At 47.9% G+C, this 23009-nt stretch carries 25 protein-coding genes; 11 read left to right on the top strand and 14 right to left on the bottom strand.

Features of this window, described 5'->3' with window-relative positions; all coding sequences use genetic code 11:
- Nucleotides 1-10: 10 nt before the first annotated feature.
- Together V1498_RS16580 and V1498_RS16585 are read right to left on the bottom strand one after the other, a co-directional pair.
- Nucleotides 11-517, bottom strand: coding sequence for a DNA topology modulation protein (locus V1498_RS16580; RefSeq protein WP_409294774.1), 507 nt, complete (start codon nucleotides 515-517; stop codon nucleotides 11-13).
- Nucleotides 514-1659 carry a DUF418 domain-containing protein gene (locus V1498_RS16585; RefSeq protein WP_409294775.1) on the bottom strand — a complete coding sequence of 382 codons (1146 nt, stop codon included), beginning with the start codon at nucleotides 1657-1659 and terminating at the stop codon, nucleotides 514-516. The genes V1498_RS16580 and V1498_RS16585 overlap by 4 nt, the downstream gene beginning before the upstream one ends.
- Nucleotides 1660-1854: 195 nt before the next feature.
- On the opposite strand from V1498_RS16585, the gene V1498_RS16590 reads away from it, so the two are divergent.
- The 8 genes from V1498_RS16590 (at nucleotide 1855) to V1498_RS16625 (ending at nucleotide 5695) form a co-directional block, all read left to right on the top strand.
- On the top strand, nucleotides 1855-2076 hold the full coding sequence (locus tag V1498_RS16590) for a spore germination protein (protein ID WP_409294776.1): 222 nt from the start codon (nucleotides 1855-1857) through the stop codon (nucleotides 2074-2076).
- Between the two features lie 30 nt (nucleotides 2077-2106).
- Nucleotides 2107-2301 (top strand): spore germination protein GerPB, encoded by a 195-nt coding sequence (locus tag V1498_RS16595; protein ID WP_409294777.1) that lies wholly within the window; start codon nucleotides 2107-2109, stop codon nucleotides 2299-2301.
- Nucleotides 2302-2386: 85 nt separating this feature from the next.
- Entirely contained in the window at nucleotides 2387-2971 is a 585-nt protein-coding gene (gene gerPC, locus V1498_RS16600; protein WP_409294778.1) for a spore germination protein GerPC, read from the top strand.
- Nucleotides 2972-2982: 11 nt separating this feature from the next.
- Complete coding sequence (locus V1498_RS16605) at nucleotides 2983-3162, top strand: spore gernimation protein GerPD (RefSeq protein ID WP_409294779.1); 180 nt, start codon at nucleotides 2983-2985, stop codon at nucleotides 3160-3162.
- A 3-nt stretch (nucleotides 3163-3165) separates the two neighbouring features.
- Nucleotides 3166-3588 (top strand): spore germination protein GerPE, encoded by a 423-nt coding sequence (locus V1498_RS16610; protein ID WP_409294780.1) that lies wholly within the window; start codon nucleotides 3166-3168, stop codon nucleotides 3586-3588.
- A gap of 42 nt (nucleotides 3589-3630) precedes the next feature.
- Nucleotides 3631-3852: a spore germination protein gene (locus V1498_RS16615; protein WP_409294781.1), complete on the top strand. Its 222-nt coding sequence runs from the start codon at nucleotides 3631-3633 to the stop codon at nucleotides 3850-3852.
- Nucleotides 3853-4002: 150 nt separating this feature from the next.
- Entirely contained in the window at nucleotides 4003-4542 is a 540-nt protein-coding gene (locus tag V1498_RS16620) for an RNA polymerase sigma factor (RefSeq protein WP_409294782.1), read from the top strand.
- Complete coding sequence (locus V1498_RS16625) at nucleotides 4526-5695, top strand: DL-endopeptidase inhibitor IseA family protein (protein ID WP_409294783.1); 1170 nt, start codon at nucleotides 4526-4528, stop codon at nucleotides 5693-5695. The genes V1498_RS16620 and V1498_RS16625 overlap by 17 nt, the downstream gene beginning before the upstream one ends.
- Nucleotides 5696-5743: 48 nt before the next feature.
- Here V1498_RS16625 and V1498_RS16630 read toward each other — a convergent pair whose 3' ends face one another.
- The 4 genes from V1498_RS16630 to V1498_RS16645 form a co-directional block, all read right to left on the bottom strand.
- On the bottom strand, nucleotides 5744-6043 hold the full coding sequence (locus tag V1498_RS16630) for an HNH endonuclease (RefSeq protein WP_409294784.1): 300 nt from the start codon (nucleotides 6041-6043) through the stop codon (nucleotides 5744-5746).
- 52 nt (nucleotides 6044-6095) lie between these two features.
- Nucleotides 6096-9842 carry a helicase-exonuclease AddAB subunit AddA gene (addA, locus tag V1498_RS16635; protein WP_409294785.1) on the bottom strand — a complete coding sequence of 1249 codons (3747 nt, stop codon included), beginning with the start codon at nucleotides 9840-9842 and terminating at the stop codon, nucleotides 6096-6098.
- Entirely contained in the window at nucleotides 9835-13314 is a 3480-nt protein-coding gene (gene addB, locus V1498_RS16640) for a helicase-exonuclease AddAB subunit AddB (RefSeq protein WP_409294786.1), read from the bottom strand. The genes addA and addB overlap by 8 nt, the downstream gene beginning before the upstream one ends.
- 155 nt (nucleotides 13315-13469) lie before the next feature.
- Nucleotides 13470-14093, bottom strand: coding sequence for a TVP38/TMEM64 family protein (locus V1498_RS16645; RefSeq protein WP_409294787.1), 624 nt, complete (start codon nucleotides 14091-14093; stop codon nucleotides 13470-13472).
- Nucleotides 14094-14340: 247 nt separating this feature from the next.
- Here V1498_RS16645 and V1498_RS16650 point away from each other — a divergent pair, with 247 nt between their 5' ends.
- On the top strand, nucleotides 14341-14712 hold the full coding sequence (locus tag V1498_RS16650; protein ID WP_409294788.1) for a hypothetical protein: 372 nt from the start codon (nucleotides 14341-14343) through the stop codon (nucleotides 14710-14712).
- A 47-nt stretch (nucleotides 14713-14759) separates the two neighbouring features.
- On the opposite strand, the gene V1498_RS16655 is transcribed toward V1498_RS16650, so the two are convergent.
- Together V1498_RS16655 and V1498_RS16660 are read right to left on the bottom strand one after the other, a co-directional pair.
- Nucleotides 14760-15332, bottom strand: coding sequence for a competence protein ComK (locus V1498_RS16655; RefSeq protein WP_409294789.1), 573 nt, complete (start codon nucleotides 15330-15332; stop codon nucleotides 14760-14762).
- Nucleotides 15333-15555: 223 nt separating this feature from the next.
- The gene (locus tag V1498_RS16660; RefSeq protein WP_409294790.1) at nucleotides 15556-15858 is read right to left on the bottom strand and encodes a hypothetical protein; all 303 of its coding nucleotides are present in this window, start codon (nucleotides 15856-15858) and stop codon (nucleotides 15556-15558) included.
- 179 nt (nucleotides 15859-16037) lie between these two features.
- On the opposite strand from V1498_RS16660, the gene V1498_RS16665 reads away from it, so the two are divergent.
- Nucleotides 16038-16277: an IDEAL domain-containing protein gene (locus V1498_RS16665; protein WP_409294791.1), complete on the top strand. Its 240-nt coding sequence runs from the start codon at nucleotides 16038-16040 to the stop codon at nucleotides 16275-16277.
- Between the two features lie 36 nt (nucleotides 16278-16313).
- On the opposite strand, the gene V1498_RS16670 is transcribed toward V1498_RS16665, so the two are convergent.
- The 5 genes from V1498_RS16670 to V1498_RS16690 all read right to left on the bottom strand — a co-directional run bounded on the left by V1498_RS16670 (nucleotide 16314) and on the right by V1498_RS16690 (nucleotide 20350).
- A complete protein-coding gene (locus V1498_RS16670; protein WP_409294792.1) occupies nucleotides 16314-17579 on the bottom strand; it encodes a M48 family metallopeptidase in 1266 nt (421 codons plus the stop codon).
- A gap of 137 nt (nucleotides 17580-17716) precedes the next feature.
- Nucleotides 17717-18022, bottom strand: a complete 306-nt coding sequence (locus V1498_RS16675) for an AzlD domain-containing protein (RefSeq protein WP_409291759.1) — start codon at nucleotides 18020-18022, stop codon at nucleotides 17717-17719.
- A complete protein-coding gene (locus V1498_RS16680) occupies nucleotides 18015-18740 on the bottom strand; it encodes an AzlC family ABC transporter permease (protein ID WP_409294793.1) in 726 nt (241 codons plus the stop codon). The genes V1498_RS16675 and V1498_RS16680 overlap by 8 nt, the downstream gene beginning before the upstream one ends.
- Nucleotides 18741-19191: 451 nt before the next feature.
- Nucleotides 19192-19341 (bottom strand): hypothetical protein, encoded by a 150-nt coding sequence (locus tag V1498_RS16685; RefSeq protein ID WP_409294794.1) that lies wholly within the window; start codon nucleotides 19339-19341, stop codon nucleotides 19192-19194.
- Nucleotides 19342-19450: 109 nt separating this feature from the next.
- A complete protein-coding gene (locus V1498_RS16690; protein WP_409294795.1) occupies nucleotides 19451-20350 on the bottom strand; it encodes a DMT family transporter in 900 nt (299 codons plus the stop codon).
- Between the two features lie 222 nt (nucleotides 20351-20572).
- Between V1498_RS16690 and V1498_RS16695 the strand changes: the two genes are divergently transcribed.
- Nucleotides 20573-20737, top strand: coding sequence for a hypothetical protein (locus V1498_RS16695; RefSeq protein ID WP_409294796.1), 165 nt, complete (start codon nucleotides 20573-20575; stop codon nucleotides 20735-20737).
- A 398-nt stretch (nucleotides 20738-21135) separates the two neighbouring features.
- Here the strand turns inward: V1498_RS16695 and V1498_RS16700 are convergent, their stop codons facing one another.
- A complete protein-coding gene (locus V1498_RS16700; RefSeq protein ID WP_409294797.1) occupies nucleotides 21136-22686 on the bottom strand; it encodes a fatty acid--CoA ligase family protein in 1551 nt (516 codons plus the stop codon).
- Nucleotides 22687-23009 lie beyond the last annotated feature (323 nt).

Here is a 23009-nt window from a genome sequence, read left to right on the forward strand (position 1 = left end):
ACTTTCCTCCTTATCTTCTGCAAAGGTTTAAAAAATGATGTGTCTGTTTCCTATTTTCAAAGATGAATACTTTCTTTCCTTTCAGCTGCGAAAGAGTCTGCCTGATAACAGGGGCTTTATCTCTCCTATAAAGAGCAATCCATTTTAGGAATTCAGCATCCAGTTTTTCAGGGCAGCCTTCCCCCATATCGGGCCTCGTCCTGCCATGGTACTTGATGCGCCGGCTCACTGCCCCGTATAAACAGGTGAGAGTCGAATAATCGAGGAAGATGATCGTATCAGCTTCCTTCAGCCTGATATCCATGGTACTCCCGTAGTTGCCATCCATGATCCAGCTGTTTTCAGACATGACATCGCTGAGGGCTGCCTTCCACTCTTCCCTCTCGGTCGGCACCCAGCCCTTCTTCCAGAAAAGGGAATCCAGGTGATGAACGGAAATTCCAAGAGCATCACCAAGCTTTCTGGCAAAGGTGGACTTCCCCGCACCTCCGCATCCAATGATCATTATTTTCTTCATGATGATTCCCCCGATTTTACTCTCTTCATCTGGGGACGCTCCCCATAGGTGCCATATCTCCATAAGTATTCCACCGGTCCAAGCCGGAAGCGCCTCAGCCAAAGCCAGGATCCTGCAAGCTGTGCCCCATAGATAAAAAGGGCAAGCAGAGTTCCTTCCGTAAGAGTCAGCGAGCCATAGGCACCGAATCCATAAGAATAAAAGAGAAATGTACAAACAATGGACTGCAGCAGGTAATTGCTGATGGACATCCGTCCCACGGCAGCCGCCGGCGACAGGATATGCCTCACCTTTTCATTCTGAAGCAGGAGTGCGAAACCGGCAGCATATCCAATCGATAACAGAGGACCGCCTATACTGTCCTGCAGGAATAGGGTCAGGAAATTATATTCCGTATAGTATGGCAGCCATTTCACAATCATCGCAATCAGGAGGGTTATGGCACTGATTCTTGAAAGCAGTTTGCGGTGTGACGGAACATCCGAAAGCCAGCCCCGCTTGGCAAAGCCAGCTCCTAAAAGGAGCATGGGGAAAATGGAAAAGAACAGTATAGGGGCATATGCGGGGTTATTCACCTTATACCACTCTCTGAACCGCTCGCTGAAAATTTCCTTAAATGTTCCCTCCCGATAAATTTCCATTGTCTGGTGAAGTTCGTATGTATCGTTCACTGGCCGGCCGGTCTCCGGGGAAGCAAGGGCTGCAAACAAGAACAGCAAAGAAAGGACCGCCGTAAAAATGATGCCCGACCAGGCCCCGATTGAGATCAGCTTCTTTCCGCTCCACTTCAGGCAGTAAATCAGCAGCACCCCGAATACGGCATAAGTGATCAGAATATCGCCATGCCAGATTAAAAAAGCGTGAATGCAGCCAAACAGCCATAATATCAAGAGCCTTCTTAAAAACAGCTTTGGAAATGAAATCCCCTTCCGTAGTGCACTTTCCTTAAGCAGGACTGCCCCAAAGCCGAACAGAAATGCAAATAATGGGTAAAAGCTCGCCTGGGCAAACACATCTATAAGGATGTAAACCGCGGCATCCAGCTTCCCTGACCACCAGGTGAAGGGGTATTCTGCACCAGGTGAATGAAAATACGGCATGTTAACTAGGAATATTCCAAGTACGGCAATTCCCCTGATCATATCTATTGAAACAATCCGCTGATTACTTTTTATGCAAAAACCCTCCCTTCTTGTCTTTCTTCCTTATTTTAGCGAATCTTCTGGAATTGATGAACCCCTTTTTACACCATGCCGCTATGAATTTACCCTGTTTGGCACATTGTTCCCTCATGGGCATAGTATAAAGTAGAATTTTAGATAAAGGGATGAAAGCCTATGCCCGCCATAGTAGGAGCCCTCCAGGTCCTTTCAGTCGGTGACAGCGGCGTTCTTAACATCGGTGATGTATATAAAATCGCCCCATTCTCTTTTTCCAAGACCTATGCAGGTGCCGGCTCCTTTAATACAGGCGATAAAATCTCCATAAACAACCAGGTCAGCTCCACTAATACCTTTGATTCTGATGGTGTCGATCAGCCTATATTCGCGAATTTCTAAAAAGGCACTTTGCCGGTAAGGAGTGATTGCATGGCACTCACATACAATATTCAGCAGTCGATTCACATCAATATGATCCGTATAGACGGAATGAGCCAATCCTCTGTCTTTCAAATAGGAAGCACAGGTGTCATTAAATCGGCGGCAATCCAGTCAAACACCGGCGGCTTTTCAGCGGCTGCCCCGGAGGCCGTCCCGCTTGTACCGGCTGCCCCTTCCAGATAAATGTGGGCATTCACCCATTGAAATTTCCGGCATAACCTATGGTAAACACTTGCCGAAGAAGAGGTGAACTGCCCTGGAGACAGATATGCGCAATTATTTCATGCAGCTGCAAGGTTATCTCGAATATCAGGATAAGAGAATCAGGGAGCTTGAATGCGCCCTTCAGTCCCTGTCGGAGGAAGTCATGAAAATGAAGGAAAAGCCGGCCGTGAATGTTGAGCGTATTGAATATCGCTTTGACCAGCTTAAGGTCGAGACGCTGGATGGCACCCTGAATATCGGCCTTAACCCTAATGAACTGCAGAATATGGATGAATTCAAAGTGAACTCACAGGATATAAATCCCCCTTACCTTTTTCCAGAAAGGGACGCTGTGATCGATAATATTCGCAGCAATCTCGAAGTCTATATGAATACAGAACTGGCAGAAAACCTGTCAAGGGCCGGGGCTGATAAGGGGCTGATGGATCCCTCTTATATCGATCTGCTGAAGGATGACATCCGCGGCCAGCTGCCGCAGAGGATCAGTCAGTATCTGGATGCTGCACCGCCGCAGGAAAGGTCTCCGGACCAGCTCCCGCAGCTGGCGGCAAAAATCACTGAAAGATTAAAGGGAGACATAGCCCAGGCCCTCTTTGCGATACTAAATGGGCCGCCAGCCAAACAATAGGAGGCAGTCATATGATTTTTAATGTAGTCAATAAAGATATATCTGTTGGAGAGATCAGGGTGACGGCGATCGCAAGCTCCTCCCTCCTCCTTGTCGGGGATGCAAGGACCATCCAGTTGGCATCCGCCCTGGATACACCGCCCGAAACTGTCACATTCGCACCGCTGGTCTCGTTCTCGCCAAAGGGATAACCGATGTTTCAGAGAAGAATATCCCAGCTTGGCCGTCTGAATATCAATACACTTATCTTCAGTTCCACTGTAGAAATCGGGGATTCCTCACTCATTGACGCTACCAACTTCGTTTATGCCGTCCAAAGAGAAGCCGAATACTTTTCCGGGAAAGAGGGCAGTTTCAACGAACCATTATTTATCGAAAAAATGCAGCCTCCCCAGATAACCGAAAATGTCATCATGAATTATGAATCCATCAACCCATTCATCAAGGTCGGCTTTATCGATATAATCGGGGACACAGCCGCCTCAATCGTGCATATTGGCAGCACCTGTGATGTACGCCTGCAGTCAAAAATTAAAAATGTACGGGATCTTATCGCAGAAAGGCCTCGTCCTAAGGGAACCCGCTGGCCCCTCACTCCCCTGGCAAAGAAAACATAAATTGATTTAATCAAAAGTCTTGAAAAGAAAGGGTGCTTTCAAATGCCTTCAATAGTAGGCCCAGTCCAGATCACAAGCGTCAATTCAGGAGGAATCCTCCACTTTGGCGATGCTGTCGTTATTTCACCAAAAGAAGCCACTAAGACAGCCAGCGGTTCAGGCTCTGGAAATGTAGGACTTTTTATTTTAACCAATAATCTGTTAAACGGAAATAATATCCTGGATACAAATCTTGTCGATCAGCCAATGGTGGGCAATAATTAAATGATTCAGAGCAAGCGCCGGTAATCAGGCACTTGCTTTTTTGTTGTTTTCTGTCAGCATTTAATATAGTCTGCCAATAATTTTTTGCAGGATTTTGAAACCATTTCAAGCCCTCAAACGACTAATTTACAGTTGAAGGGGGAGAACCATTTGGGAGAGATACAAATGCTTATAGAAGACATATATGAAAAGCATTTTGACGATGTATACCATTATCTTCTTTATTTTACAAACAGCAGGGCAGAAAGTGAGGACCTGGCTCAGGAAACCTTCATCAAAGTCATGGAACATTATCCATCCTTCAGACGGAATTCCTCCCTGAAAACATGGATCCTGGCGATAGCAAGGCGGACAGCCATTGATTCTTACCGGAAAAAGAAGCTGATTTCTCTACTGCCCGGGCTGCTCGGCAGCCTCCAAAAAAGCTCGGATTACACACCAGAGGAATACACCGACCGCAGCTCTGACTGGATGATCCTTCAGAAGGCCCTGGGAAGGCTTACGCCCAACTACCGGAATGTTGTCATCCTGAGGGGGTTAAAGGAATATTCCGTACGCGATACTGCCTCCATTTTAGGCTGGAAAGAATCCAAGGTGAAAGTGGACTATCACCGTGCCCTTAAACAGCTGCAAAAATACCTGGGCAAAACCAATGAAGGAGTGGTGATTCTGAGTGAACAAAAAAATTAATGATGATTTCCTGGAGCCGCTGCGTACAAGACCAGGACTACAAGCAGACAGACATTTCAGGAATAATCTGAAACACATGCTCCAAGCTGATTCAGATGAGCGGGGACAAACCCGGAAGCACCTCCACTGGCTGCCAAACCTGTTGACAGCCGTGCTCATGCTCACTGGCCTTTATATCGGCTCAGAAGTTTTAGTTAAGGAAAAGGCAGCCACAGAGCACGAGAAACCCGCTCAAGACTCGGCAGCCACAACAGAACCTTCCCTCTCAGAAGAAACCGCAGAAAAAACCCTGCTCGCTGCCTATCGGCATATGGCTGATCTGAATGACAGTGGAAAGCAAGATAATGGCGGAAGCAGTACCTTCCAGCAAGACGGGGGACAGTACAGATTTTTAAGCCGTCCATTCAACACCCGGAAAAAAATTCTTTCTTATCTTGAAGAAGTGTTTACAAAAGAAAGAGCCCTTGAAATGTATAATCAACACGGCTTCATAAAAAAGGACGGCCGTATGGCTCAGCCAGTTTCCTTTAAAACCCCTGCCCTGCTTTGGGAAGGATCAGAGGTAACGGAAATCATGCAGTACGGGAATGAAGGGTGGATAGCCGCCTATGAAATCCCATCTGTTTCAGAGAGCAAAAAGTTTGAGCAGCTTGATATTACCCTGCACTATGAAAACGGATGGAAAGTGAATGCCATCCTGCAATTCTGGAATGAAGCCGCCAGCAGGAATGATGGCCGGGCGGAATCCGGGCATCCGGCGCCATTCATTCTCACCCAGAAAGAGAAAGCGGCCTACTCCGCCTTTTCCAAGGATCTGGACGAAGAGCATCTCCGCTTCCTGGATCCGATCAGTATCGCACGGCTGTATGGCCAGTCGATCCTTGACGAGAGACGCGATGTTACATATGCGCTCTATACCGATAGAGAGGGCTTTGTGCAATGGAAGTGGGAGGAGCATAAGAATTTCCCTGAAACAAAACAGGACAAAAACAAGACACGAAGCGAGTATGCCTCGCTATCAGAAGGTGAATTCATACGGACCGGAGATTATCAAGGCTTTATCAGATATAAAACCCCGGCTGGTGAAATGGGCTTTCAGCTGGTCAGGGACGAAGATGGCATCTGGAATGCCGCCTTCACCCCCATTCAGTGATCAAGGATGCATAAAAAAACATCAGGTGCCCCGTTGGCGCCTGATGTTTTATTTTCTCCTGCTTTTTGCTTTGCGGATCTTTGGCATCCTTCCCGGCGGCTGCTTTTTGATCCATTTCAGGAAGCTGCGGATGGAGTCATCTCCCTGAAGTTTACCAATGGTATTGAGCCTCGCTGCCAGCTCCTCGTTGGTATAGAGCGCATGAATCTGCTTATGGCAAGGGATGCAAAGATAAGCGGAAGGCAGGAAGGTGCCTCCCATTTCTTTTGGAGTCAAATGGTGGACCGTTGTTTCCACTTCTTCACGGCCGCATAATTCACAGGTTCCGATTCTGTTTTTATTGTTCATCCGATCCTCCTTTTTGAAAAAAGCCGGCTATATAAGCCAGCTTTCACATGCTTTATAACCGGAGCAGATGAGCGCCGTCAAAGAAAAATAAATAACGTTCTGTTACTGGTTTTTTCAGGATTTGTTCAATGGCTGTTGAATAGTAAGAAATCTGGGTCCGGTATCTGTCTGCCAGGATATCCCTGGCCCCTTCAAAGCCGCTGTAATATCTCCCCTGTATGGCATCGGTCTTAAAGTCGAGCAGTACTGTCCCCTGATCGTCCTCAAAGATGCAGTCGATGACGCCTTGGACAAGCACCCTCTCCTCCCCGTCCTTCCAGTCTCCATAAACTTCGGCTGCAGGTAAGGATAGATTGAAGGGCACTTCCCTTTGCACCGAATGGGCACTCCTGAGACGCCGGCCAATATCTGTTTCGAAGAATCCGGAGATCAGCGGCACGCTTACAGCAGCCGCCTGATCTTCGGTCAGCAGTTCCCTTTGAATCAGCTCTCCCACTTTCTCGCTGATGCGCTCAGGAGACACGTCCTCCCGCAGGTTGATATGCTGCATGACAGTATGCATGATGGTTCCCCGTTCAGACGGTGAAATGGATTTTTCCTGCATAAAGCGGGGTCGCGTAAGATACGGTTTCTTGAACTTATCCACTAAATCCGTCGAGGTTTCCGCATCCCTGATTTCAAGCTGGCGCTTGAGCTCTGACACCGACTGCTTGGAACGGAGGACAGCGGCCTCGGCATGGCCATACTGCCATTCCAGCTGATGTTTCACGGCCTCGCTGTATCCTGAAGCAAAATGGACAGGCTCTCCCTTTTCCACATCATCCAGCCAGCTGTCCTGCGTCACGGCTTCTTCCGCTTCGCCGGCAAGCTCCCCTGCCCCTACAATCGTGATATTCCAGCGGGAAGGATGCGATTCAATATCAGCCGCGCCCTGAGGAGGAGCTTCAAGAATGCCTGCTGCGCTTCCGTGGCGGACGACTGCAGGGCCGATCCAGTCCATATAGCTTTTCGCTCCCGCCCTTACATAATTTTTCAGGAGCCAGTCTTTGGATGTGCGGTGTACCGCCCAGTCGCTCAGGCTCTTTTCGGCATCCTTTACGGTCCCGATGAGGTACAGCTTTTCTTTAGCCCGGGTCAGGGCTACATACAGCACACGCATTTCTTCAGAGATGGTTTCCAGCTGTTTCTTTTTCTTGAAGGCAAGCTGTGCGAGTGACGGGTAGGTGATCTGCAGCTCAGGATTCACATATTTTGCTGCAAAGCCAAGATCCTTATCCAGAAGATAGCTTTTGCGGATATCCATCATATTGAACTGCCGAGCGAGGCCGGCCGTGAAAACGAACGGGAATTCGAGCCCCTTGCTGGAGTGAATGGTCATAATCCGGACAACATCCTCCTGCTCACTCAGCGCCCTGGCTGCCCCAAGGTCCCCGCCGCGTTCCTGCATTCTCTCAATGAAGCGAAGGAAACGGAAAAGGCCCCGGAAAGAGCTTTCTTCGTACTGCCTTGCCCGGTCATATAAAGCACGCAGATTCGCCTGCCGCTGCTTCCCTCCAGGCATTCCCCCGGTAAAATCGTAAAATCTTGTTTCACTGTACAGCTCCCAGATCAGTTCGGACAGCGAGCCTTCTCTCGCCATGGTTCTCCATCTTCCCAATCTGGTATGAAACAGATTGACTTTCTCATAAGCTGATTCCGTCCCGGCATCCGCTTCCCTGCAGAATACAGAAACCGCCTCATAAAAGGATGATCCCTTTGAATAAAGACGGATCCTCGCCATTTCTTCCTCATTCAGTCCCACAATGGGAGACCTTAATACAGAAGCGAGCGGGATATCCTGGAGAGGGTTATCGATCACTTTCAGGAGGGACATCATGATGGCTACCTCTGTTGCTTCAAAATAACCTGTTGATAAGTTGGCATAGATCGGGATTCCCTGCTTCTTGAACTCCTCCATGATCTGGGAGGCCCAGGGCATGGAGCGCAGCAGAATCACAATATCCCTATACTGTACCGGCCGGCTCGTCTTCGTTTTCGCATCAAAAACCGGCCTTCTTTCATCAATCATCTCCTTGATGACCCTTGCCATCAGGCGCGCTTCACCCTGTGCCTTCTCAAGCTCCTCCCCCTCAAAGGCAGAATCGGCCCCTTCGCTGCTTCCAGGCTCTTCCTCCGATTCTCCGGAGGCGCTCTGGTCGATCAGCAGGAGGTCTATAGGATACGGCTCATTTTCCGGATAAGGCGCGCCTTTTTTCAATTCAGCATCTTCATCATAATGAATCTCGCCGACGGTCATACCCATGATCTGCTTGAACAGGAAGTTCGTGCCGTCAAGCACCTCGCTGCGGCTCCGGAAGTTCTGGTTTAAGTCGATTTTCAGCCCGCCGTCTGTCCCTTCACGGGTAAAGCGGCTGTATTTCTGAAGGAAAAGGTTGGGCTCTGCCAGCCTGAACCGGTAGATGCTCTGCTTGACGTCGCCAACCATAAACAGATTGCCGTTCTCTTCCCCGTCTGACGTCACCAGATTCAGGATGGTTTCCTGGACCATATTGGTGTCCTGGTATTCATCCACAAGCACTTCCTTGAACTTCGCTCTGTAATCAAGGGCAGCCTCGGAAGGGATGAGCACTCCTTCGGCATCCCGCGCCGAAAGGATCTGCAGGCAGAAATGCTCCAGGTCAGAAAAATCGACCAGCCCTTTTTCCTTTTTCGCCTCGGAAAATCTCTCCCTGAACTGGGCAGCAAGCATGACCAGGGTTTCCGCAAACCCCTTCAGCTCTGCCATATCCCTGAGGAAGCTTTCCGGTCTGCGGGAGAAAAGTTCTTTTTTCAAGTCATCAATAATTTTCTTGGCACTGTCCCGGTATTTCTTTGACTGATCTGCCAGATCCTTGATATATTCCTTGCCGGATGCACGCTTTAGGGTTCCGAATGATACGTTCTGGATGAATTCATATAATTCATCCCAGCCCCCGGCCCCTTCAAGACGCTCAATGATCTGCAGGTCATCAAGGAAATTCTCGGCTCTCGGGGCAGGGCCGCCCGGTGCCTTGGACAGCTCAAGGGCTTCATTCAGGTAATCCCTTGCCGCTTGAAGCTTCAGCGAAATATCAAGAAGCAGATGCTCCGCTATCGGCAGTTCATCAATCGTCCCGGCATCCTGGACCTCGTACAGGCTGACCACTTCTGACAGCCACCCGGCCGGATCCGGGTTGGACATGGAAAACTCATAGAGCGCCCGCACGATCTCAGCAAGCGCCAGGTCGCTCCGGTCACTAGAAAAAGCATCCACGAGCCGGAAGAATCTTTCATTGCCTTCATCTGCATAATGCTCCTCAAACAAATCTTCCATGATTTCATCCTTCATGATTTCAGCCTCAGTGGCGTCCGCTATCCGGAAGCCGGGATCGGCATCAATCAGATAATAATATTTGCGGATAACCTCCAGACAGAAGGAGTGGAGTGTTGAAATGGAAGCCCTGTTTACAAGACTGAGCTGCTTCCGGATATGCTGGGAAGCGTGATTTTCACGAATGGCCGTTTCCAGCGCCCCGGATATCCGATGGCGCATCTCGGCAGCCGACGCATTGGTGAAGGTAACCACTAGCAATTCATCTATGTTGACCGGATCTGTTTCCGATAGTATTTTCTGTATGATTCTGTTAACGAGGACGGCCGTTTTTCCTGAGCCCGCGGCTGCTGCGACCAGGATATCCTGATCCTTCGCCCAGATAGCCTTCCACTGGGCATCTGTCCATGTGGCGTCCAGGGGCTTCTCGGGAATCATCGTCTTAGTCATTTACAGCACCCCCTTTTATCAATGAAAGCACTTCCTTCTCTTTCTTCGGAATCAGCACCCGATATTTATTGTCTTCAAGTGAAGGATCGAATTGGCAGACGGTTTTATAAGGACAGAAGGTGCATGGTACATCATCCTTCAGCTTATAGGGAGCAATCTCCACTTCTCCGTCGACAATCCTGTCCCCTGCCTGCTGATATAATCCCCTCACATGTTTACCCAGATTGGCAAATTCCTGGCTGCTTGCCACCCGTGATGATGAGTTAAGCGTTCCGTCCTTTTTGAATCCTGCCTGGATGATCTGTGAGCTTCCTTCGGCAAGGGTTGAATCCATCATCTCAAGGACCCCTTTCTCGCCAAGAAGAAGTCCCTTCATCTTGAAGCTCTTGAAGATTTCTTCCTCGATTTGATCCTTCGAGAGCATGCCACTCGTCTTGACCATCGGATTATGGACATGGAAATAAAGGACGCCTGCCGGCATGGCCTCTTTTCCGATCAGCGAACGCGAGTGTGTCACGATGATATCCAGGTACGTGAGCATCTGCAGGGCGAGGCCGTAATACACTTCGCTTAGATTCAGCTCTTTTGAACTGGATTTATAATCAAGCACCCTCAAATAGATGCCTTCCGCGCCTTCCGCGCTGTCCACCCTGTCAATCCTGCCGGCAAGCTCCATTTTGACCCCATTTTTCAGTGTAAAGGAGAGCGGGGGAAGCTCTCCGTTTTTTCCAAACCCAAGTTCAAGGCCAACCGGGTTGAATCCGCTCGCCCTGGCATGTTCGCTCAATACGAGTGAAGCGCGCCCAATGATCTGCTGCAGCTTGCGTGCAATATAATTATGTCTGTTGGTGCTAAGCAGGATCTGGTTTTGGAGTCTTGGTGCAAGCTTTGTGACTGCCTGTGCGGCAAGCTCCATGCAGGTATCCCTGGTCAGCGAGGCCCAGGAGATGTTCCTTTCGCTTAAATAATCCGCAATCATCTTGAGTGCCGCGTGGAACATTTCGCCTATATCCGGGGCATCCAGCCGGAATATTTTCCGCTCTTCAAGCTTGAGGCCGTGTGCTGCAAAATGTGAAAACGCACAGCTGTTGAAAAGTTCCATCCGGGAGACACTGGCCTGGATCTTATCGCCGTAAATCTGCCTGCTTGTGCTACCGTCCAGCTTTTTCGTCGCATTCTTATAGAACAGACTCGACAGGACCATTTCTGCATCCTGCTTCCAGTCGGGATGTTCAAGAAAGCTGTTGTATACATCCCACCATAAAGGGTGGATGCTGTATTTCCTTTTTTTCAGCTGAAGCTGTGAGGCAAGATAAGAAAGCGCAGTATGGTGATTGACAATAAAGCCAAGCTGCGCATCCGGGGATGCTTCGGAAGGATCGTTCACCCACGCTTCTTCCACAGCATGCGGGAACAGTTCCTTAATCCTTTTGATATAGGGAGATGGAATAAGGGATTTCCCCTCCTCGTCAGCCAGCGGATAGGAGAGGTACAGGCCCTCCGAGGGTGTAGTGAACAGCTTGTATGCAGTGAACTCCTCATCCAGCAGCCTGGTCCTCGTGCTTGGCGCTATTTCCATTCCCGAAGCGAGCATGAATTCACGGTCATTATCCGAGAACACACCTTCCTCCGCGATTTTAGCAGGAAGGACACCCTCATTCAGGCCAATGGCAAAGACAGCCTTGATGTCGCTCAGCCGGGAAATATCCACATTGCTGACCAGGACCTGGTCTATTGCGGGCGGAATCAGGGAAAATTTCATCGTTTCCATGCCGGCTTCAAGCAAAAGGATGAATTTCTTGAGTGTGACCGGCTCATCACCGAGCATATCGACGAACTGATCGAGCAGCTCCATGACGGCGTTCCACGCCTGTTCATGCTCACGCGCCCTGGCGAGGTCGCCCATTTCTTCGGCTGCCAGCTTAAACTTCTCAAGCTTCTCCGGTATCCTCAGTTCTTCCAGGAATAAATAGAGCGCCTCACAGTAATCCCGGCCATCCCCTGCGCGCTTCAAGCGGCGGGAAAGCCTCAGGATCGGGGAGGTTATCATCTCCTTCCATTCATTCAGGAGTGCCTCCGTCTCCCGCTCATCATCCGTCTGGCCCCGGTCTTCAAGCTCAAGGCCCCGGATCCGCCTGAAGGTCCAAGGATCCTTTGCCGTCCAGCCCCGGCCCTTGATGCCGCGGGAAAGCACATAGTTCTCCAGGATATCCGCCCTTTGGCGCATCACTGCCTGGCTGCCTTCTACAGGGAAAAGCAGCTCGGTCTTCACGGCCCGGAAGACCGGCTCATACCTCCAATTGGCCGCGATGGTTTCAAGCGCAGACCGGATCAGTTCTATGACCGGATGATTCAGCATTGATCGTTTGGCATCTATGAAAATAGGGATTTCATAATCCGTGAAAACCGTCTGGATCAGATCCTGATAAGCTGCGGAGTTCCTCATCAGGACCGCGATTTCCTTCCAGCGGAAGCCCCTTTCTCTGGCCAGCTCCGTAATTTTCCTTGCGGCACCCTCCACTTCCGCCCTGCGGCTGACTGCCTCATGAATCGATATAGCGGCATTGTCGGCGTACGGCTGCGGGGGCCTGCCTGCGAAATTTGCCTCCAGATGCCTGAGGGACGCATCCTTGAATCTGTGCGGATCTTTTAAGATCTGCTCATCTATGGAAAGTCCCTGCTTCATGGCCATTCCGTAGAGCGTCCTGTATGTAGACTGAGTCTGCCGGAACAGGTGGAAGGGATCCTCCCCGCCGTACGGGTCCGCTTCATCCACTGTAAGCGAGATTGTCAGTTTCGGACATACCCTCATCAGGCCCTCTATCACCTGAAGTTCCTGCGGAGTCAGGCTGTAAAAGCCATCAATATAGATCTCCGCATTCCGAAGATAGCTGGAGTCTTCAAGCTTCTCGGCAAGCAGCTTAAAATAATCCTCTGAATCAATATATTTTCCCTGCAGCTCCTGCTCAAATGTCTCATAGATCAGCTGCAGGTCATGCAGCTTGTCCGATAGCGCTGCTCCTCCCGCCTGCCGGTCCGGCTGGAGCTCCTTCATCTGCTCCGGGGAAACAAGATACCGCTTGAATTCTGTCAGGATTTCCTCCATATGGGTGATAAAGCCCGGCTTGTCCGAGCTTCGCTGAAAGATCCTCAGGCTGTCCTTCTTTTCTTCCAGGATCTTTTGGATGAGCATGGTGATACCCACGCTGTTCAAATGGGTCCGGGTAAGGCCGCCCGTCTCCTGCAGCACCCTCCAGGCAAGCCTGGTGAAACTGTAGACCTGGGCACGGATCATTCCGCCGAGCCCGGGTGTGTTAATCAATTTATATTCGGATTGAAAGGTCATCTGTTCAGGGACTATATAAATGATCGGATGACCGGACGGGTCCTGAAACAGCTTCTCCCTGATTTCATCCAGGATAACAGCTGTCTTTCCTGTACCGGATCTTCCCAGTAAAAAACGAAGGGACATGGTTTGCCTCCTAATCTATTCATTATCCCCATTTTATCATAAATCCGCTTTCGTTTTACAAACAAACGTTCTGAATCCGACTGTCAAATTTTATGAAAGCAAAGAAAAAACAGCACCATCGCGCGGTGCTGTCCCAGACTGTATAAACAAGGCCTTTATCCTCGTTCTCTTTTCCTATCCCTCTCCACACTTTTGTTCAGCCGCGCCTCAATCTGCTTACCCGCAAACCATAAGAGGAAGATGACGCCGGCCAGGATGGCCGAGCGGATAGGCTGGTGAATGAGCGCTGCTATATCATATCCGACAAAGCTGATGGAAAACACCATGACCATTTTGCCGGCCAGGATGGCAAGTCCATACTGAAGCGGGCTAATATGGGAAAGCCCTGCTACGATGTTGACCATGGCCGAAGGTGTAAAAGGGAAACACAGCATGATGAACAGGGGACCGAAGCCATGGCGGTCCACCCAGTCCATGATTTTCCTGAACTGCTTATGTTTCTCGAGAAAGCGGAAAGCCTTCCCCTGGCCATATTTCCTGACCAGCCAGAACACAAGATATGCTCCGGCACACGAGCCAACCCATGAAAATAAAAACCCTAGCCAGAGTCCAAATGCACTGGCATTGGCGAGCACGAATACCACGAGCGGCAGAAACGGAAGAAAAGCCTCCAGGAATGGAAGCAGGATGCCCGGGAGCGGTCCGAGCGCACGGTAATCCCGTATAAGTTCGTATATATGATCGAGTGTCAGCCATTCCTTGATATCATTAAGGTCCATGAGTTACTCCTTAGCCGCTGGATGTATGTATGGTTACGAAAAAGCGGGCCTATTCTTTTATCATCTCTTTTCCCTGCCTGCCCCAGGCTAACCCCTGATTCTCCGTGTTTATTATTCCCATTTAGAAAACATACTGTAAATATGCCATATATTTTTAACTTACCACAATATTTTACTGGCATAAATAAATTTTTTTCCTATATAATGAGAACAAATGTTCTTTTTTAAGAAGGGAGGCTTTGGGAGCATGACACGGATACCTGAAGGTGACCGGGACATCATTGAAAGTGCCATCTACCTGCCGATGGTGCTGACCATCTTAAACCGGGACTTGGCGGTCATCGAGCAAAGTCCGTTTAAGCTGAAGCGCCCATACATACAACTGATTGAAGAAACCATGAAGGCCGTGCAGAGGGACCTGACGGAGACAAAACACTATCTGCGGAAGGAAAACATTAAGGTGAGCGAAGTTAAAAGGGACGAGGCATTCACCATGTATCTATTCCTGTACAGGGGCTATGAGGAGCGTCATAACTATTTCAACCCCCGCCTCAGGAACAAGGTGGAGGAGCTGCTTGCTTATTATTTATTTCAAAGATTCACCATGAGAGTCACGTAAATGGCCGAGAAGCGCGAAAGACTGCTTCCCGGCTTACTTTTTAAGGATCAGCGGCGCCTGTTCATCAGAAAATAGTTCGCCTGCATGTCAGCGGCTTCTCCGGCTGTGTTTGTAAACAGATACATGGACTTCCTCTGTGTTTCTTCAATTCTTTGAATCAGCTTGGTCCGGAGCATGGCCGTACGGAACATCTGGCTTTCAAAAGAAGAAAAGGAAATGGGTATCGTTATTTTCTTTTTATTCCTGAAAGATACGATTGTCTCGCCTGATTCCGTGCGCTGGTAGGAATCGACATGTTCATGTGATATCCAGATGCAGTCTTCCCGGCCAGGCGAATTGGTTGGAAAAAAGAAGATATTGCTCGTCGGGTCTATGGTTATAGGAAGCTTGTGAGTGATCCCGAGCAGCTGGCGCGTGCCGTCCTTCCTGCCTTCATAGCTGGAACCAAAGTATTCACAGCTCTTTTTAATGATATCAATCGGCTTGAACGGAGTAGTAAATTCCTCGTTAATTTCATGGATCTGCGAATAGATCCTGCTTCCATATTCCAGCGGCAGAACGACTAAAGTATAAGGATTGATTTCATACTCTTCAATTAGTGTCGGCTTAAGGCTTTCCATAGCCCGCTCCTTTCCGAATATCCACTTTTTGGTATATTAGTCCTACTAACATCATAACATGGATTTTCGTACAATATATAGAATTTTTTAGAAAATTTTAATTTTTTCATCATTTCCTTAAATAATCATGCTATTAAACGAGAAAAATAAAATATAATTGCTTATTCATTAAAAAAATGCCTTCCAATATTAAAGAAAAGCCGCCCGAACTCCCCTCTCTTTATTAATCTTCCTCTGCAATCACCGTGGCATTATAAATAACCACCCGCTTGCCATCCAGGTCGAACAAGACTTTATTGCCATATTCGGTATCCTGGATATCAATTTTTCCTTCATAGGTTTTGAGGAGCTTGCCGTTTGTTCCATAAACCTTGACCGTTCTCTCAAGACCTCCGGAAGAATTGGATTTCATGCTCTTCAGGGCGCGTTCCCCGCCTGCCGTGTTAAAGTACCAGATTACAAACCCTGCGATCATAAAGAGTATGACCGAAGTAATAACAATTCCAATTTTTGTGTTTTTACTCAATATTCCCCACTCCCTTTTATAGGCTATACGTCCTGGGCCGGCCGTTGGTTTCATATAAAAAACCCGATACATGAATGAGCCGGGAATTTGGATCTGTAAGTTTTTTGAAAATTGAAACTTTTGGTTTAATTTTATCCCATTTCCCCATATAATAAGAAAAAGGACCAGGGGTGATCTGGATGAGCAAAAAGAATTCCTATTCAGATTTAATGAAACGAACTGTCATGGACCGGAACAAACACCATATGAGCTATATGCAGAATCTATTTATCGACATGCTCCTGAATGAAGTTACCCTCACACGCAGCCTCGAACGCCTCGATCATGAAATAGACCAGGCACTGGACGACAGGGACGAAATCCTTTTCCATTCGCTCAGTGCCAAACGGAAAGAGCTTGTCACGAGATATGGAACATAAGAAAAAAGGGATGCGAAGATTTCTTTTCGCATCCCTTTATTTTTGCTTTTCTTCCCAGTCCTGCAGCATGGATATTCTCTCAATCATGGTTGGATGGGTATAGCGGAACAGTTTTACGAGATATGGAGGATTCACCTGGCTGAGACCTGACCGGGTCAGCTCCTGGAACGATGTGATGCCCGCTTCCTTATCCTTTGTCATCTCGATGGCATAACGGTCCGCCCGCATCTCCTGGTATCTCGCCGCCGCATTGGACAGCGGGCTTGAGGCAAAGGAAAGCACCGAGAACAGAAGCAGGATCAGCGGGAAGGATGACAGACTCCCGACGGATTCCACTTTTAGAATGCTCCCCCACTTCTGCACTGCATAAGAGAGAAGTCTGGACACGAGCCACAGGCCGGCAAGCGAAAGCAGGAGATAGCCCGCTATACCGATATACAGATGCTTTTCAACATAATGTCCCATTTCGTGGGCCATGATGAAAAGAATCTCCTTTTCCCCCAGCTTCCCGAGCGTTGTGTCCCAAAGAACAATCCTTGAATTGGAGCCGATTCCGTTCACATAGGCATTCATGGAATTTGTTTTTTCCGACATATTCACCTCGTAAACATGCTCGGCCGGAATGTCTGCCTTTGCAGCGAGCTTTAGGATTTCTCCTTCAAGCTTCTTATCTTTAAGAGGATAAAAGTCATTGTATAGCGGGTCGATCACGACCGGCTGGATGAACATTAAAAACAGTGTGAACGGGATCGTCAGCAGCCAGGCATACAGCCACCACCTCTTCCCAAACTTTCGGATCAGCCAATAGAGCACTATCACAACTGTACACATCAGGAAGAACTGAAGCCAGAAGCCGATCAATTCATCCTTCATCCAGGAAGGAAAGCCCTGGGTGGAGATATTGTACTTCCTGGAGAGCCGGTATCCGATATAGCCAATCGGCCATGTAAGGATATAGGTGATTCCCGTGAACCAAAAAGTAAAGACGGCGCCCTGCAGTATCCTGTTTTTAACAGAGGCCCCCGCCCAGCGCTCAATCAGCCGGGGAAGGCCGGCCAGAAGGAGGAATAAATAAACAGCCCACTCCAGAGGCGCAGACACGAAGAACAGGAAGTTCCGGATGCTGGAATATTCCGTACTGATTTTTAATTCACGATCTGTCAGGAATGTGGCCGGATCTGCACTTGTCCCTTTTAATCCCGCAGGAATGCCCGCATCCGCGCCTCCATACAAATACCAGTATATGAATGCTGTGTATACCAGGAATATTGCGGCACCCCAAACAGCCCAGCGCCCTGCCATAAGACAGCCCCCCTCTCTTTATTAGTTTAGCGGACTGCCCGAAAAATAGAACAGGCGCAAATGATAAAACATTTCATTATATTGGTTTCACCGTTTTTAAGCACTTTTATGTGCTTCTTCCTCTCTGGAGGAGATTGTCAAAGAAATGATGAAAAGGCTGTCAGCACCAATATAGAGCCCAGCACTGCAATGATTACATTCAAGCCGAGGTATGAGAGGAGAAAGGCTGCAGCCGCACCGATCAGTCCATACCGGATATCATCCTGGATAAAGAGGACAGCAGGGAAGATGAGAGCCCCCAGAGTGGCGAACGGGATGTTTTTCAGCACGCCCTGCCAGAAGGAAGGCAATTCCCTGCCCTTGAACAGGATAAACGGTGCAACCCGCGGGATATAGGTGGCGATCCCCATACCGATGATCATGAGAATGATGGAACTATTCATGCATGTCTCCTCCTTGCTTCTTCTTAAGCATGCTGATGGCTTCAACCAGGATGGCGGAAAGCAGCGTGGCGGTGACAATCGACCATCCCGCCGAAAATACTCTGCTGATCGAGAAGACACTATTGAAGCAGGCTGCGGCCGCTGCGAGGAACAATACCTTTCCATTTCCCTTTATGGATGGGACCAGCAGGCCGATGAACATCGCATAGAGGGCGATGCTCATGCTTTCCTGCAGCACACGGGGCAGCGCAGAGCCAAATAAGAACCCGAGCCCGGAAAAGATGACCCAGCTCGCATAGGATATCCCGTTTACGCCAAACAAGTACGGCGCAGATACTGTACCAGGCTTCATGGAAGCGACGGAAAAGGTTTCGTCCGTAATTCCGAAGGCATAGGCGGCTTTTTTAGCCAGATGATCATCATCTGCCTTTTCATTAAGAGAGGCCGACATTAAAAAGTGCCTGATATTGACGATGAAGGTGGTGAGGATGATTTCAAGAGTCCCCGTACCGAGGGTCAGCAGGTTGAGGGCCATATATTGTGATGCTCCTGCGAATACAAACAGACTCATCATGACGGTCTCTGAAAGGGTCAGGCCGGTGCTTTTTGCTATCAGCCCGAATGTCAGGGCAATCGGGAAGTACCCAATCGCGATGCTTGTACCTGCAGACACTCCTTCCCTGAAGGGAGATCCTGCTCTTATTGCTGAATCAGACATTACTGCAGCTCCTTTTATGTATGATATTCAAATAGACTTATATGGAATTATACTTATATATCAATCTATTATTCAATATCTTTACAAAAAACAAAGAGGAGTTTTCTAATCCCGGCCCATGCATGGAAAGGAATTAAAACAAGAGCAGATACAAACACAATAAGGCAGGATGGGTTTGTCCGTATCTTGAAGAATGCTGCGGACCCGGTAGAAGGGGAAGCAGATTATTTTATTTGTAATAAAAGATAATCAGGAAATTGATTCTGTTAGTAAACGGATTGTTCATACAGCTGAATGTTAATGATTTACCGGGATCCCTGGACATCTTTATGGTTATTGAATATCACAAGGATTCATTGGGGGCAGTTGCTGAGGCTGTGTCATCTGCCTGCTGTCCAAGCTGCGAGGCCATAAGAAAAAATCTCCCGCAAAAAAGGGGAGATAAAAAATATTACTGTGATAACCCTTCGTCTGTAACAGCGGGATTTATTTCGTTTGTGCTTCCTTTTTGTTTTGTTGTCGCATTCGTTTTCTCCAGTTCATTAAGCTGTTTATTTACCGATTTTGAATTAACCATATTGCTTTCATTTTTATTCCTCACTTTTACAACCTCCAAATCATCTTGACGTCATTTTTTATGATGAGGCAATTCTTTGGCGTTTATACAGATGATTTTTTGGAGGATATGCATTTACGGAATTTAAAATAAATTAAACATCTGTGCCGGCTGCCATCTTTGACCTTACCTTCATATTTACAAATAATATACTGATTGCGATGAATAACAGCCCTATTACTAGATTTAAGGTGATTTTTTCATCTAACAGAATAGAACTGCAAAGGATTGCGATGAGCGGGATCAGGAAAGTGAATGAACCGACCTTGCTTGCTTCTCCTGAACCGACGAGCGTAAAAAAAGCCAGCCAGCCAAAGGCAATGACAAAGGTAGAAATGAATAATAAGTTTACGATAAAAGGCATTTCCCATTGAATATTTGACCAGCTCTCAAAGCTGGACCCTGCGCTTAATAGGAAAAGCCCTCCCATAAGAAGCTGTATGGTAACCATCCAAATCGAATCAACACGATTGCCTGTCTTTTTAACAAACACCGTGCCCAATCCCCAGCCTATTGCAGAGCCAAGAGCCAGAAGAATGCCGATAGCCGAAATATCTCCAGTAAATCCGCTTGCACTTATGATCGCAACACCTGCGAAGCCAAGGATGAGTCCAATCATTTTTAATCCATACATTGATTCTCCAAGCCAAATCCAGCAGAAAATCCCAAGCAGCACTGGCTCGATGAAGACAATTGCGGAAAAAAGGCCTGCTGGTGCATAACCAAGACCAACTGTCTGAAGGCCGTAAAAAAGAATGATGTTAAGGAATGCAGAAATTAAGTAAAAATGCCATGTTTCTTTTAATCGAAGGCTTTTATATCTTGGAAGTGCAAAAATAAGCAAGATAAGGCCGCCCAGGATGGTCCTGATTCCGGCAAATAATAAAGGCGGTGTATAGCTGAGAGCCATTTTGGATAATGGCCAATTGATACCCCAAACCATCACAAGAAATATAAGCAGCAAGACAGTATGTGTTCGTGAAAGTTGTTTCATAGCTGTGCCTCCTTGACTTACGTACCTAAACCATGATACGCCTTTGAAAATCAATAAAACAAGTTAAATGCTCTGCCATGAAAACTGACAGATGCGCTGGCTGCTTCTGCCTCCTTTTCTTCGAGGAGTTACAGACAGGCAGTCCAGGAAAAAGGCCTTTTTGTAAAAAGCTTCATTTATTCCAATATAAGGATATGAAAAGTGTAATGAGGGGGGAATTTGATGGAACACGGATTGAAAGAGATTATCAAGAAATGTGACATTGCGATCAGGCAGGAGGACTTTGATACACTTAAGTATTTACTATACTGGGGACGCCATTTTATGAATAGCCTGGAATTATTGCACGAGGAAAAGAGGAAATCAGTAAGCCTCTGGGCGAGATGATCATTCGTAGCGGGTGAACTGCGTTAGTCATTTCCCAGACCCTGCTTGATGCTAAAAAAAAGAAAGCGGACATTCAATGGATAGAAGGGCAGCATATAGTTGGTGTAGACAGGTCTATGATCTGTGTTGAATTAGTGATTGTAGGCTTTGTCCCTATCAACCCTGCAGTTTGAGTTATCGCGGTAACTGGTTTAATCTTTATAGAACTTGTAGGAAAAGTTCTTAAGATATCAATACTTTTCAAGCTTGTTCATTGAGGTAATCTTCCCGTAGTACCGGTACTCCCCATAAATGATCTTCATACCTTCAATTATAAAGTCGCAAGCTGTGAAAGTTCCGCCCCTTCCCACAAAAAAGGGAGCAAGGAGCCATCCGGCCCCTGCCCTCCATTGGTTATTCTATACGTGTGTGACGTGGTTTTTGAGTGCTCTCCGCAGAATTTTGCCGGTCGTGTTTTTTGGAAGCTCCTTCAGGAATTCAAAGGCGGAAGGAACCTTATACTTGGCCAGGTGCTCGCTGCAGTATGCAGTGAGAACTTCGGCACTCACGCTTTCATCTGACGGCACGACGAACGCATGAACGGCCTCCCCGTGATTCGGATCCGGCACTCCGATGACTGCTGCTTCAATAATATCAGGATGGGCAAACAGAACTTCCTCCACTTCACGCGGATATACATTATAGCCGCCGACGATGACCATGTCCTTCTTCCGGTCTACAATATAAAAGTATCCTTCATCATCCACGCGCGCAAGGTCGCCAGTATGCAGCCAGCCATCTTTTAGGGCGGCTGCTGTTTCTTCCGGCAGCTTGTAATAGCCTTTCATGACATTCGGGCCCCTGACAGCAAGCTCCCCTACCTGCCCGGCCGGCACTTCCTCGCCCAATTCATTGACAACTTTATTTTCCACATTTAAGATACTTGTTCCGATAGAGCCTGGCTTCCGCGGCCGGTCAAGCGGATTGAAGCAGGTGACCGGTGATGCTTCAGATAAACCGTAGCCTTCTGATACCGCCACCGAGAATTTCTGTTCAAACGCCTTCAGCAGTGAGACCGGGAGCGACGCCCCGCCGGAAATGCAGAGCCTGAGAGATGAGAGATCCTCCCGTTTTCCTTCCGGATACTGATAAAGGAAATTGTACATGGTCGGCACTCCGGCAAAAACCGTGGCTTCCTGTTCCTTGACAAGGCTGAATACTTCCTTCGGGCTGAACTTTGGCATGATCAAGAGAGTCGCTCCCATCATCAGCGGCGCATTCAGGACCACCGTCAGGCAGAAAACATGAAACATGGGAAGAGCCGTAATAACCCGGTCGCTTTCATTCATTTTCAAGTAAGAGCCCACATCGATTGCATTGGAATAAAGATTTTTATGAGTGAGCATGGCGCCTTTCGGTTTACCTGTAGTACCTGAGGTATACAGGATCACAGCCGTGTCATTTTCATCCACCTGTACCTCACGGAAGGTGGCTTCACCAGTCTCTATCACTTCTGTAATCGTTTTCAATTTTCCGTTCAGTGTTGATGAAGCGAAATCCGGCTCCGCTCCTTCCTGCTTTGAAGGACAGGAGATAAAATGAGAAACGTCCGGGATAAACTTTTCCAGCCCCTCCATCATGGGAAGCAGCAAATCAAGTGTAATCACTGCTTTGACATCACCGTTTGAAAGGATGTAGCCTATTTCATCGGCGGTATAAATTGGATTGACCGGGATTACCACAGCCCCTGCCCTCAGTGCACCATACATACCGATTATAAAATGAGGTGTATTTCCCAGAAGCAGTGCAATATGATCACCCTTTTGGATTCCAAGCTTTTTTAGTCCGTTTGAAAATCGTGAGATGGCCCCATCGAGCTCGCCATAGGCCATTTTTCCGCCCATGAAAACATAGGCTGTCTTATCCACTGAGGCAAGCGCAGTCTGATGCAGCTTCATTGATAAATTCATCATTTCCCTCCCCGCCATTCCCTGAATGAATAATCATTCATTATTTTAATTTTCAAAATATATTATATTAAAAGAAAACTATATATTCAACCATTGATTTTTTTAAGGTTGGTTGGCCAAGTCTTTTCTGCTATGTAATTTGAATGGTTTTAGCGGGACTGGCACTGATTCTCCCTTATTTAACCTGAGGAATCTCGCAGCTGGAACGGAATTCACCCTGTATAACAGAAGTACACTTCTCAAAGACCTTGCTAATAGACTGTTTTCGCATACATTATAGTTTTTGAAAAAAGAAAGTTGATTTCCGCTGCAGGCACCCGCGG

The organism is Paraperibacillus marinus (assembly GCF_046237605.1).
In the GTDB taxonomy this organism is placed as follows: domain Bacteria; phylum Bacillota; class Bacilli; order Bacillales; family DSM-1321; genus Paraperibacillus; species Paraperibacillus marinus.

What these genes read in the sequence shown, in the direction of transcription:
- V1498_RS16580 (WP_409294774.1), bottom strand. Translation starts at nt 517, where the DNA reads ATGAAGAAAATAATGATCATTGGATGCGGAGGTGCGGGGAAGTCCACC.
- V1498_RS16585 (WP_409294775.1), bottom strand. Translation starts at nt 1,659, where the DNA reads ATGATCAGGGGAATTGCCGTACTTGGAATATTCCTAGTTAACATGCCG.
- V1498_RS16590 (WP_409294776.1), top strand. Translation starts at nt 1,855, where the DNA reads ATGCCCGCCATAGTAGGAGCCCTCCAGGTCCTTTCAGTCGGTGACAGC.
- V1498_RS16595 (WP_409294777.1), top strand. Translation starts at nt 2,107, where the DNA reads ATGGCACTCACATACAATATTCAGCAGTCGATTCACATCAATATGATC.
- gerPC (WP_409294778.1), top strand. Translation starts at nt 2,387, where the DNA reads ATGCGCAATTATTTCATGCAGCTGCAAGGTTATCTCGAATATCAGGAT.
- V1498_RS16605 (WP_409294779.1), top strand. Translation starts at nt 2,983, where the DNA reads ATGATTTTTAATGTAGTCAATAAAGATATATCTGTTGGAGAGATCAGG.
- V1498_RS16610 (WP_409294780.1), top strand. Translation starts at nt 3,166, where the DNA reads ATGTTTCAGAGAAGAATATCCCAGCTTGGCCGTCTGAATATCAATACA.
- V1498_RS16615 (WP_409294781.1), top strand. Translation starts at nt 3,631, where the DNA reads ATGCCTTCAATAGTAGGCCCAGTCCAGATCACAAGCGTCAATTCAGGA.
- V1498_RS16630 (WP_409294784.1), bottom strand. Translation starts at nt 6,043, where the DNA reads ATGAACAATAAAAACAGAATCGGAACCTGTGAATTATGCGGCCGTGAA.
- addA (WP_409294785.1), bottom strand. Translation starts at nt 9,842, where the DNA reads ATGACTAAGACGATGATTCCCGAGAAGCCCCTGGACGCCACATGGACA.
- addB (WP_409294786.1), bottom strand. Translation starts at nt 13,314, where the DNA reads ATGTCCCTTCGTTTTTTACTGGGAAGATCCGGTACAGGAAAGACAGCT.
- V1498_RS16645 (WP_409294787.1), bottom strand. Translation starts at nt 14,093, where the DNA reads ATGGACCTTAATGATATCAAGGAATGGCTGACACTCGATCATATATAC.
- V1498_RS16650 (WP_409294788.1), top strand. Translation starts at nt 14,341, where the DNA reads ATGACACGGATACCTGAAGGTGACCGGGACATCATTGAAAGTGCCATC.
- V1498_RS16655 (WP_409294789.1), bottom strand. Translation starts at nt 15,332, where the DNA reads ATGGAAAGCCTTAAGCCGACACTAATTGAAGAGTATGAAATCAATCCT.
- V1498_RS16665 (WP_409294791.1), top strand. Translation starts at nt 16,038, where the DNA reads ATGAGCAAAAAGAATTCCTATTCAGATTTAATGAAACGAACTGTCATG.
- V1498_RS16670 (WP_409294792.1), bottom strand. Translation starts at nt 17,579, where the DNA reads ATGGCAGGGCGCTGGGCTGTTTGGGGTGCCGCAATATTCCTGGTATAC.
- V1498_RS16675 (WP_409291759.1), bottom strand. Translation starts at nt 18,022, where the DNA reads ATGAATAGTTCCATCATTCTCATGATCATCGGTATGGGGATCGCCACC.
- V1498_RS16680 (WP_409294793.1), bottom strand. Translation starts at nt 18,740, where the DNA reads ATGTCTGATTCAGCAATAAGAGCAGGATCTCCCTTCAGGGAAGGAGTG.
- V1498_RS16690 (WP_409294795.1), bottom strand. Translation starts at nt 20,350, where the DNA reads ATGAAACAACTTTCACGAACACATACTGTCTTGCTGCTTATATTTCTT.
- V1498_RS16695 (WP_409294796.1), top strand. Translation starts at nt 20,573, where the DNA reads ATGGAACACGGATTGAAAGAGATTATCAAGAAATGTGACATTGCGATC.
- V1498_RS16700 (WP_409294797.1), bottom strand. Translation starts at nt 22,686, where the DNA reads ATGAATTTATCAATGAAGCTGCATCAGACTGCGCTTGCCTCAGTGGAT.